The sequence below is a fragment of the Erythrobacter colymbi genome (assembly GCF_002155685.1).
GTDB classification, from domain to species: Bacteria; Pseudomonadota; Alphaproteobacteria; order Sphingomonadales; family Sphingomonadaceae; genus Erythrobacter; species Erythrobacter colymbi.
Genome location: NZ_MUYK01000003.1, coordinates 289,856 through 306,791 on the forward strand (window position 1 = coordinate 289,856; position 16,936 = coordinate 306,791).

Annotated in this window: 14 protein-coding genes; 2 read left to right on the forward strand and 12 right to left on the reverse strand. The window is 68.1% G+C overall.

The window, feature by feature from the left end:
• Positions 1-53: 53 nt before the first annotated feature.
• A complete protein-coding gene (locus BZF57_RS08105; RefSeq protein WP_086736585.1) occupies positions 54-947 on the forward strand; it encodes a queuosine precursor transporter in 894 nt (297 codons plus the stop codon).
• Here the strand turns inward: BZF57_RS08105 and BZF57_RS08110 are convergent.
• The 10 genes from BZF57_RS08110 to BZF57_RS08155 form a co-directional block, all read right to left on the reverse strand.
• Positions 944-2,476: a Ppx/GppA phosphatase family protein gene (locus tag BZF57_RS08110; protein ID WP_086736587.1), complete on the reverse strand. Its 1,533-nt coding sequence runs from the start codon at positions 2,474-2,476 to the stop codon at positions 944-946. The two genes, BZF57_RS08105 and BZF57_RS08110, sit on opposite strands and share 4 nt — an antisense overlap.
• On the reverse strand, positions 2,473-4,626 hold the full coding sequence (locus BZF57_RS08115) for an RNA degradosome polyphosphate kinase (RefSeq protein ID WP_086736589.1): 2,154 nt from the start codon (positions 4,624-4,626) through the stop codon (positions 2,473-2,475). Before BZF57_RS08115 ends, BZF57_RS08110 begins: the two co-directional genes overlap by 4 nt.
• Before the next feature lie 159 nt (positions 4,627-4,785).
• Entirely contained in the window at positions 4,786-5,799 is a 1,014-nt protein-coding gene (gene virB11, locus BZF57_RS08120) for a P-type DNA transfer ATPase VirB11 (RefSeq protein ID WP_143738418.1), read from the reverse strand.
• Between the two features lie 5 nt (positions 5,800-5,804).
• Complete coding sequence (locus BZF57_RS08125) at positions 5,805-6,935, reverse strand: TrbI/VirB10 family protein (RefSeq protein ID WP_240505895.1); 1,131 nt, start codon at positions 6,933-6,935, stop codon at positions 5,805-5,807.
• Positions 6,935-7,753, reverse strand: coding sequence for a TrbG/VirB9 family P-type conjugative transfer protein (locus BZF57_RS08130; protein WP_086736591.1), 819 nt, complete (start codon positions 7,751-7,753; stop codon positions 6,935-6,937). The genes BZF57_RS08125 and BZF57_RS08130 overlap by 1 nt, the downstream gene beginning before the upstream one ends.
• Complete coding sequence (locus BZF57_RS08135) at positions 7,750-8,970, reverse strand: TrbL/VirB6 family protein (RefSeq protein WP_338029870.1); 1,221 nt, start codon at positions 8,968-8,970, stop codon at positions 7,750-7,752. The genes BZF57_RS08130 and BZF57_RS08135 overlap by 4 nt, the downstream gene beginning before the upstream one ends.
• On the reverse strand, positions 8,952-11,378 hold the full coding sequence (locus BZF57_RS08140) for a VirB4 family type IV secretion/conjugal transfer ATPase (protein ID WP_086736595.1): 2,427 nt from the start codon (positions 11,376-11,378) through the stop codon (positions 8,952-8,954). The genes BZF57_RS08135 and BZF57_RS08140 overlap by 19 nt, the downstream gene beginning before the upstream one ends.
• Entirely contained in the window at positions 11,368-11,652 is a 285-nt protein-coding gene (locus BZF57_RS08145; RefSeq protein ID WP_086736596.1) for a VirB3 family type IV secretion system protein, read from the reverse strand. Before BZF57_RS08145 ends, BZF57_RS08140 begins: the two co-directional genes overlap by 11 nt.
• Positions 11,652-11,978 (reverse strand): TrbC/VirB2 family type IV secretion system protein, encoded by a 327-nt coding sequence (locus BZF57_RS08150; protein WP_240505896.1) that lies wholly within the window; start codon positions 11,976-11,978, stop codon positions 11,652-11,654. Before BZF57_RS08150 ends, BZF57_RS08145 begins: the two co-directional genes overlap by 1 nt.
• A 48-nt stretch (positions 11,979-12,026) precedes the next feature.
• Complete coding sequence (locus BZF57_RS08155; RefSeq protein WP_086736598.1) at positions 12,027-12,689, reverse strand: lytic transglycosylase domain-containing protein; 663 nt, start codon at positions 12,687-12,689, stop codon at positions 12,027-12,029.
• Between the two features lie 264 nt (positions 12,690-12,953).
• Between BZF57_RS08155 and BZF57_RS08160 the strand changes: the two genes are divergently transcribed.
• Positions 12,954-15,524, forward strand: a complete 2,571-nt coding sequence (locus tag BZF57_RS08160; RefSeq protein ID WP_086736600.1) for a TonB-dependent receptor — start codon at positions 12,954-12,956, stop codon at positions 15,522-15,524.
• 75 nt (positions 15,525-15,599) lie between these two features.
• Here BZF57_RS08160 and BZF57_RS08165 read toward each other — a convergent pair whose 3' ends face one another.
• Together BZF57_RS08165 and BZF57_RS08170 are read right to left on the reverse strand one after the other, a co-directional pair.
• Positions 15,600-15,995, reverse strand: coding sequence for a hypothetical protein (locus tag BZF57_RS08165; protein ID WP_086736602.1), 396 nt, complete (start codon positions 15,993-15,995; stop codon positions 15,600-15,602).
• A 223-nt stretch (positions 15,996-16,218) separates the two neighbouring features.
• Complete coding sequence (locus BZF57_RS08170; RefSeq protein WP_086736604.1) at positions 16,219-16,893, reverse strand: response regulator transcription factor; 675 nt, start codon at positions 16,891-16,893, stop codon at positions 16,219-16,221.
• Between the last annotated feature and the right edge of the window lie 43 nt (positions 16,894-16,936).

Below are 16,936 nucleotides of genomic sequence, written 5' to 3' on the forward strand. Positions count from 1 at the left end.
ACCGCCAATAGCGCGCTTTGCGGGCCAAGGGAAACGCGCTAACCGTGCCGGCGATGGAAAACACCGCTTCGACCGATCCCGCCCTCGATCCTGCCGCAGCTTTCGACCGCGATCCCACCGACGGGATCGTCGCCACGGCTCGCGCGCCGGTGACCTTCCGCTTCTACGATCTGGTGATGGCGGGCTTCGTCACTATCCTGCTGCTGTCGAACATCATCGGCGCGGCCAAGCTTACCTATGTCGATGTGCCGTTCTGGCCCGAAGGGATGTGGCCCGCGCCCGATGGCACCTTCATCTATGGCGCAGGAATCCTGTTCTTCCCGCTGGGCTACGTCATCGGCGACGTGCTGACCGAAATCTACGGCTTCGCCCGCGCGCGGCGCGTGATCTGGGTGGGGACGGCGGCGATGCTGTTCCTTGCATTCATGTCCTATGTCGTCACCGCCCTGCCCCCGTTCGACGGGTGGGAATGCGCCGCGACCGGCTTCGGCGGTGAGCGTCCGCTCACCTCCACCGCCAATGCCGCGATCCCCGGCGGGGCGATCTGCCAGAGCACCTATGAAAGCGTGTTCGGCAGCACCTGGCGCATCGTGGTCGCCTCGATCACCGCCTTCTGGGCAGGCGAGTTCGTCAATTCCTTCGTGCTCGCCAAGATGAAGGTCTGGACCAAGGGGCGGATGCTGTGGACCCGCACCATCGGCTCGACCGTGTTCGGCCAGGCGGTCGACAGCCTGATCTTCTACCCGGTCGCCTTCTACGGCATCTGGACGACCGACGCGGTGCTGACAGTGATGGTCACCAACTGGGCGCTGAAGGTGACGTGGGAAGCGGTGCTGACGCCGGTGACCTATGTGGTGGTGAACCGCCTCAAGAAGGCCGAAGGCGTCGACCTGTTCGACATCGACACCAACTTCTCGCCCTTCGGCAGCGAGGAAAAGCGCGCCTAGAGCACGATCTCCGGCACCACATCGACCCGCCAGCCAAGGCCCAGCCGGCCGGCGAGCAGCTTCATGTCCTTCTCGGTTGGCGCGCCGAACAGCGCCTCGTGGCTCTTGGCGAGTTCGAGCACCAGTGTGCCCCCCTCGACCCTCAGGCGGCTTGCCTCGAGCGAGCGCGGCGACTGCGCGCCCAGCCGGCGGGCGAGGCGCAGGGCGAGGCCCCAGCGCACCGCTTCCTCGATCGCGTCCTCGCTGGCGAGCGCGCGCACCTCGGGCGGGAGCGCCTGCTGGTTGCCGTTGGCAGCGATCGCCGCGGCGAGCATCGCGCGGCCCTTCCCGTCGACCCCGATCCAGCGCTTGTGCAGCGCCCAGTTGATTGCCTGCGGCAGGCGGATGTTGGGCTCGATCTGCATCGCCGCGAGCGCGAGCATGGTCGCCGCCAGCCGCAGCCGCTCGGAACCATGCGCGCGGGCGGGCGCGGCGTCGAGCGTCCAGGCCGCCATCCGCGTCGCCAGCGTCGGCGCCGTCCCGCGCCCAGATGCGAACACCGCGACGCCCGCGAGCAGCGGATCCTGCGCCTTGGTGTGATCGGGCAGTCGGTCGTAGAGCAGCCCCTCGCGCAGGCCCCATGAGGAGAACACCACCTTCTCCGGCGCCAGCCGCGCCAGCAGCGCCTGAAGCAGCACGGCGGCATCGGGGAGCTTCTCGGCACGCATCGAGGAAATCCGCTCGCGGCTCTTGAGCACGTCGCTCTCGCTTCCCGCCAGCGTCACGGCGAGCGCCTGCGCGGCGGCAGCATCGAGGGTGAAGCCGTGCGGATCGCTCAGCGGATAGGCCTGCGCGGCCATCGCGTAGACCGCCATCGCCCGCCATGTGCCGCCGACGAGATAGAGCGCGCCGTTCTCGGCAGGCGCACGGCCGGACAGGTCCCAGCCGCCCTTGCGGATCACCTTGTCGAGCGACTTGCGCATATCGCCCCTGTTTTTCCCGCGGTGGTCGGGCAGGCGCAGCGTGCCGAGCGGCAGGGTGCTGGCGCTGTCGGTCCGCCCGTCAGCCACCCGCACCAGTTCGAGGCTCCCCCCGCCAAGGTCGGCGACGATCCCGCGCGCATCAGGAAAGGCCCCGATCACGCCGTGGGCGCTGAGCAGCGCCTCTTCCTCGCCCGAAATCACCCGCGGGCTGAGCCCGATCGCGCGCAGCTGTTCGGCGAATTCGGGGCCGTTGGCGGCATCGCGCACCGCGGCGGTTGCTACGGTCTCGATGTCCTTGATCCCGAGGTCAGCGAGCAGCAGCACGAAGCGCTTGAGGCCGCGCAGCGCCATCGCCATCGCCTCGTCGGCGAGCCGTCCGGTCGCCGCGATCTCGCGTCCGAGCTTGGCGGTCACCTTCTCGTTAAGCACCACCGTGGGTGCGCGCATGGTGCCGCCATAGACCACCAGACGCACGGTGTTCGACCCGATGTCGATGATCGCGCGCTCGCCATTGGGGTTGCCGAGCGACCCCTCGCGGCTTTCGCGCCGCCGTCTGCCCCAGATCATGCCACCGCCCCCCGGCGCAGCGAGAGCTTGGGCACCGCACCCGCCTCCAGCGCGCCGCCGCGGCCCGAAAGCGAAGGGTTGGTCATGAAGTAGCGGTGGCAGTTGAAGGCCTTGCCCTCCTCCACCTCGACCCGCGAATAGCTGCCGTCGGGATGCAGCCACCAGCTCTGCTCGCTGTCGAGCATGTTGGCGAGCAGCACCTGCTGGAGCACCTGATCGTGCACCGTGCGGTTGAGGATCGGGATCAGCGTCTCGACCCGGCGATCGAGGTTGCGGCTCATCATGTCGGCAGAGGCGATGAACACCGCCGCATGGGCGCTCGGCAGCGGGTGGCCGTTGGCGAAAGCATAGATACGGCTGTGCTCGAGGAAGCGGCCAATGACGGATTTGACGCGGATGTTCTCTGACAGCCCCGCGATGCCGGGCCTGAGGCAGCAGATGCCGCGCACCACCAGCTCCACCTGCACGCCCGCCTGACTTGCGGCGTAGAGCCGGTCGATCACGCCCTCGTCGGTCAGCTGGTTGCACTTCATCCAGATCGCGGCGGGCTTGCCCTCCTGCGCGTGCGCGATCTCGGTATCGATCCGCGCGTAGATTTCCTCGCGCAGGTCGATCGGCGCGATGTGCATCCGTTCGAGCGCGTGGGGTTCGACATAGCCGGTGACGAAGTTGAACATCTTCGCCACATCGCGGCCCAGCTTGGGATCGGCAGTGAAGAAGCTGAGGTCGGTGTACACCCGCGCCGTGACGGGGTGGTAGTTGCCGGTGCCGAGGTGGCAATAGGTGCGGAAGCTGTCGTTCTCGCGCCGCACCACCATCGCGACCTTGGCGTGGGTCTTCCAGTCGGTGAAGCCGTAGATCACCTGGACCCCGGCGCGTTCGAGCTTGCTCGCCCACTGGAGGTTCTGCTCCTCGTCGAAGCGCGCCTTCAACTCCACCACCGCGGTGACCGACTTGCCCGCCTCGGCCGCCTCGATCAGCGCGCCGACGACGGCCGACTGCGAGCCCGCGCGGTAGAGCGTCTGCTTGATCGCCACCACTTCGGGATCGGCGGCGGCCTGACGGATGAAATCGACGACCACCTCGAAGCTTTCGTAGGGGTGGTGGACGATGATGTCCTTCTCGCGGATGGCGGAGAAGGCGTCCCCGTCATGCTCGCGGATACGCTCGGGAAAGCGCGGGGAATAGGCGTCGAACTTGAGGTCGGGCCGGTCTTCGCGGACGATTTCGGCAAGGCCATCGACCCCGATCATCCCGTCGGTCTTGATCAGCGCCGCCTCGTTGATGCCGAGCTGGTCGAGCAGCAGGGCCTCGGCTGCGGGGTCGAAATCCTCGTCGATCTCGAGCTGGATCACCTGGCCGCGCCGCCGTCGCTGGATCGCGCTGCGGAAGGTGCGCACGAGGTCTTCGGCCTCTTCGGCAATCTCGATATCGCTGTCGCGCAGCACGCGGAACAGCCCGTCGCCCTGGATGGTGAAGCCGGGGAACAGCTCTCCGGCATAGCGCTGGATCAGCCGCGCGATCGAGATGTAGAGCGCCCCGCCCTTGCCGCCATCCGCGCTGGTCACCTCATCGGGGACGCGCACAAAGCGGGGGAGCGCGCTGGGGATCAGCACCATCTCGATCAGCTGTTCGCCGGTGGCGTTGCGGGTCAGGGTGAAGAGCAGGCCGAGGCCTTCGTTCTGCACGAAGGGAAAGGGGTGCGCCGGATCGAGCGCCTGCGGGGTGATGATCGGCAGAATCTCGTTGAGGAAGTAGCGCTTGAGCCACTTGTGCGCGGCGGGGCTGACGCGCTCCTCGTCGGCCACGTGGATATCGGCCTCGGACAGTCCCGCGCGCAGTTCGCGCCAGATCGCCTGCTGCTGCTGCGACAGGTCCGCGAGCTTCTCGCGGATCGCAGCCAGTTGCTGGGTGGGGCTCCGCCCGTCGATCGAGGGGGTGTCGAGCCCGCGCTGCACCTGCCCCACGAGGCCGGCGACGCGGATCATCATGAACTCGTCGAGATTGCTGCCCGAGATCGACAGGAACCTCAGGCGTTCGAGCAGCGGATAGGCCGCATTGCAGGCCTCGGCCAGAACGCGCTGGTTGAACTGGAGCCACGAAAGCTCGCGGTTGAAATAGGGCGATTCGTCAGGGGCGAGGGTCGCCATCTGCACCGCTCCCGCCGGAGCGGACGTATCGTGGCGGTGGGTCGGTGACGTAGACATCGCTTTCCTGTTCCGGGCGCTGGGCATGCCGCGCCATGTTCACTTGAACGGGCGGTGTAAATCAGGAAGCCGGCGTTGTCACACCAATGTCAGGCAGGACCCTCAAACCAGATCCCGGCTCTCCGCGATGGCCGTGATCCCGCGCTTGCCGGTCGCGTCGCGGCCCAGCTGGACGATCACGTCGATCACGCTCGCGGCATAGGCGATGGTGTCGGCGCGGGTGAGGCCGATGCCGGTCTGCATTACCATGAGCGCCAGCTGTTCGAGCGCGCCTCTTAGGGAGTTGGCGTGGATCGTCGAGAAGCTGCCCGGGTGCCCGGTGTTGATCGCGCGCAGGAAGCTGACGCTCTCGCTGCCCCGCAATTCGCCGAGCACGATGCGGTCGGGGCGCAGGCGGAGCGCGGCTTGCAGGAGTTCGTTGGCGGTGACCTTGGCCTCCCCTAGCTCGCCCTTGACCGCGACCAGACCGACCGCATTGGCGCCGGGGAATTTGAGCTCGGGGGTATCCTCGACCAGCACCACGCGTTCCTCGGGCGGGATTTCGCCGAGCATGGCGTTGAGGAAGGTGGTCTTGCCGGTGCTGGTGCCGCCGGAGATCAGGATCGTGCGCCGCTTGGCGATCGCGGCGCGCAGATAGGCAATCGGCGCGCTCTGCGGATCGGGCATGGCGACGTGCGCCTCGCCCGCGAGCGGCCCTGCGTCATAGGCATCAAGCGGCAGGTCGAGCCGGCGGTGGCGGCGGATCGCCATCACCCAGTGCTTGCGCGCTGCGGGCGGCCCGCAGAACTGCACCCGCGCGCCATCAGGCAGGGTCGCGCCGAGCAGCGGATGCTCGCGGTTGATGCCCTGATGCGAGACCCGCGCCACCTGTTCGGCGAGGCGCTGGACCAGCCGGTCGTCGATCTCGGGCGTTGCGATGCGCCGCATTCCCGGCTGTGCGGCGTCCTCGATCCACACCTCGCCCGGGCGGTTGACCATGATCTCGGTCACGGTGTCGCGCTCGAGCCAGCGGCGGAAGGGCGCGAGATAGGCGTCGAGATAGACGCTGCGCTCGGCCGCGGGCGGCGCGGGAGCGTCCTCCTCGTCAGCCGCCAGCCGGTGGATGTCGGCGCTCACGAGCCTCAGCCGACCGCGGTGAAATCGAGATCGCGCGCGGTGAAGACACGGATCGGCTCGCCCATCGGCACGGTGATCGTCGGGCTGATCTGCCCGTTCGACTGCACCGCCGAATTGGCCGCCCCCTGCGCGCCCGCGCCGACCAATCCGCCGCCGATCCCGCCGGTGGCAACCGCGCTGAGCCCGCCGACGACCGAGAGCAGCAGCCCCGATCCGAAGCGCTGGAAGAAGTGGGTGTTGACGTCGCCCTCCAGCCCCGTCGTCCCGTCGAAACCGACCGCCGGCGAGGCGAGGCTGACCGAGACGCCATCGGGCCGGATCAGCCGCGTCCAGATCACATAGGCGCGGCGCTGGCCCTGCTCTACGCCCGCCTGATACTGACCGATCAGGCGCGAGGAGCGCGGGATGAGGATGCGCTTGCCGTCGAAGCTGCGCACGTCCTGGCTCACCACGGCGCGGACATAGCCGGGGACGTCGGTGTTGATCGCGGTCTCGAGGATCGCGGGGATCAGCGTGCCCTCGGTCACGGTGGTCGAGGGATTGGCCATCGCACGGGCCTTGGCGGGCGCCCCGCCGACCCCGCCGACGCGGCTCGCGAAGGCCGCAGCGCCGCCGGTGCCGGCGGGTTCGGCGACCGGCATTCCGGGAGGCGCGCCAACCGGCGCCTCGGCCGCGCGGACGCTGCGCGAGGTGCTCGCGTCGAAGGGCAGGAGCGGGCTTGCGTAGGGATTGATCGCCGCGCCGGGGATCATCGCCGGGTTCACCGCGTAGATCGGCGCGGGGGCGACGCCGGGCTGGGCGGCGGGCGCAGCGGGCGCGGGTATCTGGGCCGGATCGGTCACGGGTTGCAGCGCGACGGGCGCTGCCGCTGGTGCGGTGACCGCGGGATTGCCCACCCCCTGCGGCGGCGTCGTGCGCGCGGCGTTCATCGCCCAGAACGTCACCGCGCCGAGCAGTCCTACAATCGCGACCCCTGCGGCGAGCTGGAGCCCGTCGCCTTTGGCCTTGCGATCGGTCACCGCCGGGAAGGCCGCGCGGCTCGCCAAGTCGATGATTTCCGCCGATTCCCGCTCGCGCGGATCGCCGCCGCTTGTGCCCTCGCCCTTCTTCGGCGGCAAACGCATCGCCAGTCGCATCAGTTGGATTCCTTCTTGGGCTGGCCCCGGTCGAGCCCCGCCTGCCGCGCGGCGGGCCTTGCCGGGCCGGTGTTGGTAAGTGTCGCCGTGTCGCGGCCCGAGCGCAGGATCACCCGCGCCGGAACGCCCTCGACCACCACGGTCTCGCCGCGCACAGTGTAGTTGACCGGGCCCTCCTGCCCTTCCGCATTGGTCACGAGAATCGCAGGAATTGCAACGCCTTGCGGCCAGCTGAGGTACAGCGTGTCGCCATCGTCGTAGGCGCGCGCGGGGAACAGGTCGCGCTTGCCCGCGCTCGCCCAGGCGAAATTGAGCTGCGCCGGATCGCTGACCACATAGCTCGCGGTTGCAGTCGCCGAGCCGCTTTCCGCGGGCGCTTCGACCACCCGCCGGGCCTGTGCCTCGGCCTCGGCTGCGGCGGCGAGACGGGCTTCCTCGGCCTTCCTCTCGAGATCGGGATAGCGGAATTGCATCACGTAAAGCGCTGAATTCTTGGGAGAAGCCACCAGATCGAAGAGATAGGTGCGCTTGTCGGTCACCACCGTCATGTTGGTGCGCGCGACCGGATCGAGCGGCTTCACGAAGAGGATCGTCTGTGCCTTGTTGGGCTGCACCTGCCACGCCGCCGAATCCCCGATCGCGACATTCTCGATCACCTCGTCGGGGCCGAACTTGATGGTGGTCTGGACTTTCACCATGCCTTCGATCCGCACCACGGCGTTCTCGTTATAAACGAGCGTTTTCAAGCGACTATCCTGCGCGACAAGCGGCGCGGCGAGGCTCAGCGCGAGCGCGGCGAGGAGCACGGCGCGGGTCATCGGTAGGTCTCCGGTGGGGGGGCGGCAGGGCCGGGAGCGGGCTTGCCGGCAGAGGCGGTGCGGAAGCGGTTGCCGATCCCGCGGGTGCGGGTGGCAGAGGACCCCAGAGGCGCCAGCGATCCGCCCTCCCCGCCCGCCAGCAGCACGCGTGTTTCACGTGAAACAGGGCCGGCAAGCCCCGTGTCGTTGGCCGCAAGCGGGGTCTGGAGGGGGTCTGGAAGGGGTCTGGAGGGGGTCGAGACGGGGGCAAGCGCGGCCAGGGGGACGTTGCGCGGAACGACCGGCGGCGCCACCGGCTGCGGCACCGGAGCCGGCCGCGGGCCATCGCCCGTACGCTCCCGCCCGCGCGACGGCACGAGGCCGAACACCTGCCAGCCCGCGACCATCGTGCCCGCCACCTTCAGCGCCATCAGCATCAGCGCCATGTGCACCGCCCCCACGAGGAAGAACGCCATCGCCGCCTGCTGGTCGATCTGCCCGGGTACCTTGGTGAGCGCTTGCAACACCGGCACCGCAAGTTCGAGCATGATCGACCCGCCCAGCACCGCGAACAGCGGCGCCAGCGCCATCATCGTCAGCCCCTTGAGCCAGCCGGTGAACAGCCCGCGCGTGCCTTCGAACAGCGCCAGCACCACGAAGATCGGCCCGACCGCAAGCAGCAGCGCCAGCGCGATCCGCGCGGTCACCAGCAGGCCGACGGTGCCCAGCAACAGCAGCATCGCCCCGATCCACATCATCCCCGGCGGCGAGAAGGCGCTGATGTCCTTCGTCTCCCCGCTGGCCTGCTGCACGCTGAGGAACACCACATCGAGCTTCTGCGCGAACACCGCCGTCGCGCTTTCGCCCCCCGATCCGGTCAGGATGCCCGCGATCTGGTCCGGCCCGCCGATGAAGAAGTTGTAGAACACGGTCGAGAAGGCGAGGTAGCTGGTGGAGAAACCGACCACGAGGCCGAGCGTGATCATCTTCGGGATCAGCGCGCGCACGCCGAGGTTCGAGCGGCCCAGCATCAGCGACAGGCCGAAGCCCGCGACATAGATCACCAGCACCAGCGTCAGCGTGAGGGTCAGCTGCCCCTCGGTGCCGAACAGGCGGTTGAAGGCCTGCTCGCTCATGCCGCTGGCGATGCAGTCGACTGCGGTCAGGGCTGCGGAGACGCCGCTGTCGATCGCCTGGGCGGCATAGTCGCAGGTCGCGCTCATTCGGCGGCCTGCCACATGCTGTCTTCCTCGGGGTCACCCGGCCCATCGGGCCACGGTCTGCCGGTGAGCTGCGGATACCAGTCGGCAGGCGCATCGCCCACCGCCTCGCGCAGCAGATCGAGCCGCCGCACCGCGCTCTCGCGGCCCGAGAGGATCGTCAGCACCTCCGGCGCGCCCGACAGGTCGAGGCGGACCACCACGCTCGCATCGGGCTGGCGCACGAGGAAGCAGCGCGAATGCGCCGGCAGCGCGCGGATCACCGCGAATTCCTGCGGGGTGAGGCCGAAGCCGTCGCAGTAATCCTCTGCCCGCGCGCGGCTGTTGGGCATGAACACCATCGTCGCGGTCTGTTCGACCAGCGCGGTCGAGATGCGGCTGTCGAGCGCATCGCGCGCGGATTGCGTCGCAAAACCCACCAGCGCGTTGCGCTTCCTCAGCGTCTTGAGCCAGTCGCGGATGCGCGCGGCGAAGACCTCGTCGTCGAGCGCCTTCCAGCCCTCGTCGATCAGGATCATGGTCGGCTGCCCGTCCAGCCGCTCGTCGATGCGGTGGAACAGGTACATCATGGTCGGTGTGCGCAGGCGCGGGTTTTCGAGCAGCGCGGTCATGTCGAAGCCCAGCACGCGGGTTTCGAGATCGAGCAGGTCGCGGGCGTTGTCGAACAGCCAGCTGTGCTCGCCTTCACCGATCCACGCAGCGAGCCGGTCGGCCAGATCGCCCGGCGTCGGGCGGCGGCTGCCCGCCAGCAGCTCCTTGAAGTGCCGCAGGCGCCGCAGCGAAGGATCATTGGCATAGGTCGCATCGACCGCAGCGCTGATCGTGGCGAATTCTTCCGGCCCTTCGGCCTTCAGCAGCACGGCGAGCCAGTCGCGCAGGAAGGCGCGGTTGGCAGGGGTATCGGACAATGAGAGCGGGTTGAAGCCGGTCGGCGCGCCGGGGCTGATCCGGTCGTAGCGCCCGCCGATCCCGCGGATGAACAACTCCGCGCCGCGATCCTTGTCGAACAGGATGGTGCGCGGCCTGAACTTCTGCGCCTGTGCGGCCAGAAAATTCATGACGACCGTTTTCCCGGACCCGCTCGGGCCAATCACAGAAAAGTTGCCGAGATCGCCGTGGTGGAAATTGAAGAAGAACGGGGTGGCGCTGGTGGTCTCCAGCAGGGTCACGGCATCGCCCCAGTGGTTGCCGCTCGCCTGCCCGAGCGCGAAGCCGTGGAAAGACCCGAAGCCTGCCATGTTGGCCGAGGAGATCAGCGCGCGGCGGACGATGTATTCCTCGTTCCCCGGGAATTGCGCCCAGAAGGCGGGTTCGAGATTGGTGTCCTCGCGCACCGCGATCGCGCCGGTATCGGCGAGTGCGGCGGCACAGGCGGCGACGGCATCGTCCAATGCGGGGAGCGTCGGCGCGCGCACCAGCACGGTGAGGTGGTGGTCACCGAAGCCCACCGCGCCGTTCCCCAGCGCATCGCGCGCGGCGAGCATGTCGGCCCGCTCGGCCGCGGCTTCCTCGTCCACCGAGCGCGAGCGCCTGAGCGCCAAGTCGATCCGCTCCTTGGCGGTGGTGCGCTCGTTGGGGGCATAGCTTTCGGTGACGACCATCTCGAAGGGATGGCGCAGCAGATTGTCGAGCAGGCCGGGCGAAGTCGCCTCGGGGTAGTCCTTGAGGCCGAGGATCGCGGCGAAATCGGGGGCAGCGCTGCCGCGCAGCTCCATCGCGTCGAGCCCGAAGGAGGCGCGGCGATAGGGGAGCATGTGGCCGATGTCGGTTTCGGGAGAGGGGCGGCGCACGGGGCGCATCTCGCCATTGTAGAGCGCGCTCAGGAGCTCGAGCATTTCCGAATTGGTGCCGCTGCTGCCGGGCGCCTGATAGTCCCCCAGCACCGCCGCGCCATATTGCTGGAGCGAGGCGACAAGGCCGGTGATCGCGGCCTTGAGGCTGCGCAGGTCGCGCGGGTCGGCCTCGGGCTCGTCCTGTCCGGCGCGGGAGAACATCTTCGACAGGCGCTCGGGCAGACCCGTCTTGCCGCGCGCGGGGCGGCGGATCAGGGTGACGAACTGGTCGTTGATGAACAGCGATCCGCCCGCCAGCCGCTGCTTCCAGCGCGCGTCGATATGGCGCGAGAGGGGATCGGGGAATTCCGCCTCGAGCTCCACCTCCACCCGGCGGCGGATGACGTGGTGGTACATCACGAAGCGCGCATCGAGCGTGCTCCGCAGCATCACCTCGCGCGTGGCGGCGTGGGCGTTGAGGGCGTCACTGTCCTCGGTCTCGAACAGGAGGCCGGGCACCTGGATCGCACTCATCACCGAGCCATCGCGCAGCAGCACGGTGCTCTCGTCGATCAGGCGGGCATAGGGCAGGCGGTCGCCGACGCGGGCTTCCTTCGCGCTCCAGGCGGCGGCGCCGATCCATTTACGGGGCATAGGAATTGCACCCCCAGCGCTTGAAGTTGGGGACGCGCGGGCACTTGGAGACCTTGGTGATCCACAGGTCGAAGATGCGCGGCTCCCTGAGCGAGGCGAAGTAGCCGATGCCGTGCATCACCAGCGGCACCGGGATGATCCAGAAGCTCTTGAGGATCAGGAAGGCGATCGTCGTCACCATCATGTTGATGATGAAGAAGTTCATCGTCACGCCGGCGAACATCTGCGGGCGGGTCAGCGCGCGGTGGACGGGATGGCGGACGAGCTCGGCCATCAGCCGGCCGCGGCCTGGATGCCGGCGACGATGGTGGTCGCGCCGAACAGGATGAAGACGCCGATGATGACAGTCGCGCCGAAGCGCCAGTTCATCCGGCCGGTGAGCATCATGAAGCCGATCGCCGCCACCGCCATCACCGCGACGGTGGTCGCCACCGTGCCGAGCAGCGTGCCCTGGAGCCACAGCAGCGCATTGTTGATCGGGCCGGAGCCTGCCGGATCGGCGTTCTGCGCGAAGGCGGCCGACGGCGCGAGCGCGAAGGCCAGCGCGGCGAGGGCGCGGCGGTAAAGCGGGAAGTCTGGGCGCAAAAGCTTGTGCATCATGGAACTCGTGGTGGTCAGCAATGGTCAATACGCGGTAAACGGCCGGGCTCACCTGCCGTCGACGCGCGAATAATTGGAAAGTCGGCCGATAATGGCGGCAACATATTCCCGAGTCTCGCGAATATTCGGGATACCCCCCGATCGTTCCACCCGCCCCGGTCCGGCGTTGTAGGCAGCCAGCGCCTTTTCGAGATCGCCGCCGAAGCGGTCGAGCTGTTCGCGCAGGTAGCGCGCCCCGCCCTCGAGATTGGCGAAAGGATCGGACGGGTCGACCCCGAGATAGCGCGCGGTGCCCGGCATCAGCTGGGCAAGACCCTGCGCGCCGACGGGAGAGACCGCGTTCTCGTTCCAGCGGCTTTCCTGCCACACCACCGCCTCGATCAGCGCGGGGGAGAGGTCGTAGCGCACCGAAAGCTCGGCGATCTTGGCGGCGTAGCGCGGGGGGATGGCCTGCGCGTGGCGCGCGGGATCGGCGACGGCATATTCGGGAACCGGCGGCGCTTCGCCCCACTGCGCGTCGAGCACCGGCACGGCGGCGGGCGCGGCAGCAGTTGGTGCGGCAGGGGACTGCCCCACAGGCTGCCCCGCCAGCGGCCCGGCCACCCAGTGCGCGCCCTCCGGCCCGACTTCGAGCACGTCCGCGCGCGCCCCGACCGGTCCGGCCAGCGCGGCAGCAACAATCACAAGGCGGCACGCCGCGGAGAGAATCATCCCTCGACCCTCCTGAAGCCCACGCGGGTCTAACCTAAATGAGCGACCCGTGACAGCCTCGAGCATGTGTCAAAAGCGGCGCGGATTCGCCATCGGGAAAGCCCCGCAGCCGCCCATCTCGCCGCCCGGGTGTGGCCGAAAGGCACTTCTCCACCACGAATTCGCACCTGACGCCAAACTGTCACCAAGCGGTCACTCGCCTGTCACTGGGGGGTTCTAGCGGCCCGCCAACACCAACGACGAAACCGTGACAGGGGAAACCTTATGATCAGCAACGTATCGCGACTGGCGCTGGCCGCCTGCCTGATGGGCGCCGCCGCACCCGCCTTCGCACAGGATGCCGCCGCGCAGCCGCAGGATGACGCCGCGGCCGAATCGGACGTCACCTACGGCCTCGAAGACATCATCGTCACCGCAACCAAGCGCGAGACGAACCTCCAGAAGACCCCGGTCTCGATCTCGGTCGTCACCGCGCAGAACCTCCAGGAACGCCGCGTCCTCTCGCTGCTCGACCTCGCCGACGGTTCGGTCCCCTCGCTTCGCGTACAGCCGTTCGAATCGCGCCAGACCGCGCTCACCATCGGCATCCGCGGGATCGTGCCGCTCGACGCCAACCAGCCCGCGCGCGAGCAGGGCGTCGGCATCTATGTCGACGGCGTCTACCTCGGCCGCCAGCACGGCATGAACGCCGGCCTGTTCGATCTCGAGCGCGTCGAAGTGCTCAAGGGTCCGCAGGGCACCCTGTTCGGCCGCAACACCGAAGGCGGCGCGCTCAGCCTCGTCTCGAAGGCCCCCTCGGGCGAATTCGGCGGCCGCATCACCGCTGGCATCGGCAACCTCGGCACCAGCAACATCTCGGCCCATATCGACCTGCCCGAAATCGCCGGCTTCTCGATCAAGCTCGACGGGATCATGGCCAAGCAGGGCGCGGTCACCGAAAACCCGCTGGTCGGCGCCGTCGGCTGGGGTTTCTATGACCGCAAGGGCGTGCGCGCCGCGGTCCGCTGGCAGCCGACCTCGACCATCACCAACGATTTCGCCTTCGACTACGCGACCGACCGCAACTCGCCGTTCTACAGCCAGCTGCTGAACTACAACCCGCGCGGCTGCGTCAGCGGCGGCACCAATGCCGCCCCGCAGCCGATCTCGGTCGCACCGGCGTGCAACACCCCGGGCACGGCCTTCACCGGCACCTCGGGCAACCTGCGCCCCGTGCTCCCCGGCGTGCAGATCGTCGGCGACCGCATCCAGCGCGTCGCGGATATCGGCGTGCCGCAGGCGGCCAGCACCGACAAGACCTTCGGCTACACCAACAACTTCAAGTGGGACATCGCCGACGAGATCCAGCTGCGCTCGATCACCGCATGGCGCGGCGTCGACGCGATCCAGAACGACAACGCCGGCGGCGCGCACCGCGTGCCCCTGCCCGCGCCGGGCTGCACCGGCAGCGCTTGCAACTTCAGCCGCTATTCGGTCGCCGAGCTCTACCAGCGCCAGTTCAGCCAGGAGCTCCAGGCGGTCGGCAGCGTCGGCAACTTCAACTATGTCGCGGGCCTGTTCTACTTCATCGAGAACGTGCGCGACTCCGCCGCCACCCCCAACTCGATGGCGATCCAGGGCTACACCACCGCCGGCCAGACCAGCGGCTTCAACTATGTCGTGCTCGATCCGTGCATCGGTTCGAACGGGTTCGGCTGGCAGCCGGGCTGCCAGTCGATCGACCGCGCCTCGCAGGTCCGCTCGCGCTCCTATGCGGCTTACGGCCAGGTCGAATGGACCCCGATCGATCCGCTGCACATCACCGTGGGCGGCCGTTACACCATCGACAAGAAGGAAGGCGAACTGCTGTTCAGCCGCGGGATCAACTACCGCACCAACACCGCCGCCGCGATCCGCAACGGCTACACCCCGCTCGACGAGACGTGGAAGCGTTTCAACCCGATGGTCACGGTCGCCTATGACGTGAACCCGGACGTCCACCTCTACGCCAAGTTCGCCGAAGGCTACCGCTCGGGCGGCGCATCCTCGCGCACCTCGAACTACCAGGCCTTCGATCCGGAAGAGGTGAAGTCCTACGAAATCGGCCTCAAGACCGACCTGTTCGACCGCACCGTGCGCTTCAACGTGGCGGGCTACATCATGGACCGCACCGACAGCCAGGTCGACCTCTCGACGATCCAGCCGACCGCGACGGGCAACTTCAACAATCTCGTCACGATCAACGCGCCCGGCACCACCAAGATCCGCGGCGTCGAAGCCGACCTGACCTGGCGCCCGACCGACCGCTGGACCTTCAACGCCAGCTACGCGTACACCTACACCGACATTCCGCTGATCGACGTGGTGTATGAAGAGCGCCGTTCGGACGGTTCGCTGACCGGCAACCGCACCGTGGTTCCGCAGAAGTTCTACATCGTCTACACCCCGCGCAACGCGGCGAGCGGCTCGGTCGATTACAAGTTGCCGATCGGCGGCGCGGGCGCGGAACTGCGCTTCCACGTCGATGCCGCCTACAACCAGGCGACCCAGACCTTCGACAGCTTCGCCGACAAGGCCGATGCCTCGTTCATCGTCAACGGCCGCATCAGCCTTGCCGACCTGTCGATGGGCGACAGCGGCGCGCGGCTCCAGATCAGCGTCTGGGCGCGCAACCTGTTCGACGAGCAGTACCTGTTCCGCCGGGATCCCTCGAACAGCCTGCCGAGCGTGCAGGTGACGCAGATCTCGGGCGTGCCCAACGCGCTGGTGGTTGGCAACAAGTCGAATATCCTGGGCGATTACGGCAACTTCGCACTGCCGCGCACCTTCGGGATCGAGACCACGCTGCGCTTCTGATCGCCCGGCGACAGGCAAACGAAAGGCGGCGCCCTCCTCGCGGAAGGCGCCGCCTTTTCGTTGCGGGCTACGCTGTCAGCGGCTGAGCGTCAGGCGCGCGGGCGCATTGGCGGTGTTGGCGGCGAGATCTCCGTTCTCGAGCATCCTGAGGCCGCGGCGGGCGAGCGAGCGCGAGTCCATCTCGGTGCCGTTGGCAGTCACCAGCTGCACGCTGTCCGAAGCCGCCGCAGCGGCCTTGAACGCCTCGCGCGAACGGGCCTCGTCACCGGCCTGCGCATAGGCAACGCCGAGATTGATCAGGATCGCCGGATCATAGGGCGCGAAGGCCAGCTCGCGCTCGAGCCTGGCGATCGCCTCGGACGGTTCGCCGGCAACGAGAATTTCGGCGGCCAGCTGCGGCTCGGCTGCGGCAACGGCAGCTTCGGCAGGGGCGGCGGCGGACATCAGCACAAGCGCGAAAGCGGTAAGCATCGGCGGGTCTCCCTCTGGAACATGAGAGAGAATGACGCTTTCGGTCAGCCGATGCAACAAAACTGAAACATTGTAATTTTCTTGTAATCTGACGGGTCAAATCATTGTTTTTGCTGAAGAAGAATGTGACTCATTATCGCGTCTGACATAGGCCAGCGCGAAAAAAGTTTCAGCGATTCTTCAAGACGGGCAACAATCGGCCCGCTGCGGGGCGGTTACGCGATCAGGTGAGATCGAAGACGTAGCCCAGCGAACGCACGGTGCGCAGCGGGTTGCCGCCGCCCGCCGCCTTGATCGCGCGCCGCAGCCGCCCGACCCACACGTCGACCGTGCGCTCGTCGATCGGGGGTTCGCGCTTGCCGAGCCCGGCGATCAGATCCTCGCGCGTCAGCACGCGGTTGGGGTTCTCGGCGAGGAAGCGCAGCAGGCGGAATTCGTTGGGGCGCAGTACCACCGGGACTTCGTTCCAGCGCGCCTGGAGCGCGGCCATGTCGATCGTGAGCGCGCCAAGCTCCAGCCGCCGCGTCGCCTGCCGCTCGCTGGTGCGCGATTGCAGCGCCAGCACCCGGTCGAGCACGGCGGTGCGGGTGAGCGGGCCGATGACGTAATCATCCGCCCCCGCCCTCAGTGCGCGGCGGCGGTCCTCGGGGTCGTCCTCCTCCAGCACCATCGTCACATGGGCCTCGGCCGTGCGCGGATCGGCGCGCAGGCGGCGGCACATCTCGAGCCCGGCGAGATCGGGCATCACCCAGTCGACGAAGGCCCACATCGGCCCCTCGACCAGCCGCTTCGGCCCCTCGGCGCCCAGGCGGTCGAAGGTAAAGCGCCGCTGATCGTGAACGAAGTCCTCGAGGCCTTCGCCCAGTTCGCTCGTCAGGAAGATATTGACGACATCCATATGCTGCGTGTGCCCCGTGTTCCCCCGAGGCTTGGCGCAGGTG

Coding starts and splice junctions, on each gene's coding strand:
- BZF57_RS08105 (WP_086736585.1), top strand. CDS start 54: ATGGAAAACACCGCTTCGACCGATCCCGCCCTCGATCCTGCCGCAGCT.
- BZF57_RS08110 (WP_086736587.1), bottom strand. CDS start 2,476: ATGATCTGGGGCAGACGGCGGCGCGAAAGCCGCGAGGGGTCGCTCGGC.
- BZF57_RS08115 (WP_086736589.1), bottom strand. CDS start 4,626: ATGGCGACCCTCGCCCCTGACGAATCGCCCTATTTCAACCGCGAGCTT.
- BZF57_RS08125 (WP_240505895.1), bottom strand. CDS start 6,935: ATGCGACTGGCGATGCGTTTGCCGCCGAAGAAGGGCGAGGGCACAAGC.
- BZF57_RS08130 (WP_086736591.1), bottom strand. CDS start 7,753: ATGACCCGCGCCGTGCTCCTCGCCGCGCTCGCGCTGAGCCTCGCCGCG.
- BZF57_RS08140 (WP_086736595.1), bottom strand. CDS start 11,378: ATGCCCCGTAAATGGATCGGCGCCGCCGCCTGGAGCGCGAAGGAAGCC.
- BZF57_RS08145 (WP_086736596.1), bottom strand. CDS start 11,652: ATGGCCGAGCTCGTCCGCCATCCCGTCCACCGCGCGCTGACCCGCCCG.
- BZF57_RS08150 (WP_240505896.1), bottom strand. CDS start 11,978: ATGATGCACAAGCTTTTGCGCCCAGACTTCCCGCTTTACCGCCGCGCC.
- BZF57_RS08155 (WP_086736598.1), bottom strand. CDS start 12,689: ATGATTCTCTCCGCGGCGTGCCGCCTTGTGATTGTTGCTGCCGCGCTG.
- BZF57_RS08160 (WP_086736600.1), top strand. CDS start 12,954: ATGATCAGCAACGTATCGCGACTGGCGCTGGCCGCCTGCCTGATGGGC.
- BZF57_RS08165 (WP_086736602.1), bottom strand. CDS start 15,995: ATGCTTACCGCTTTCGCGCTTGTGCTGATGTCCGCCGCCGCCCCTGCC.
- BZF57_RS08170 (WP_086736604.1), bottom strand. CDS start 16,893: ATGGATGTCGTCAATATCTTCCTGACGAGCGAACTGGGCGAAGGCCTC.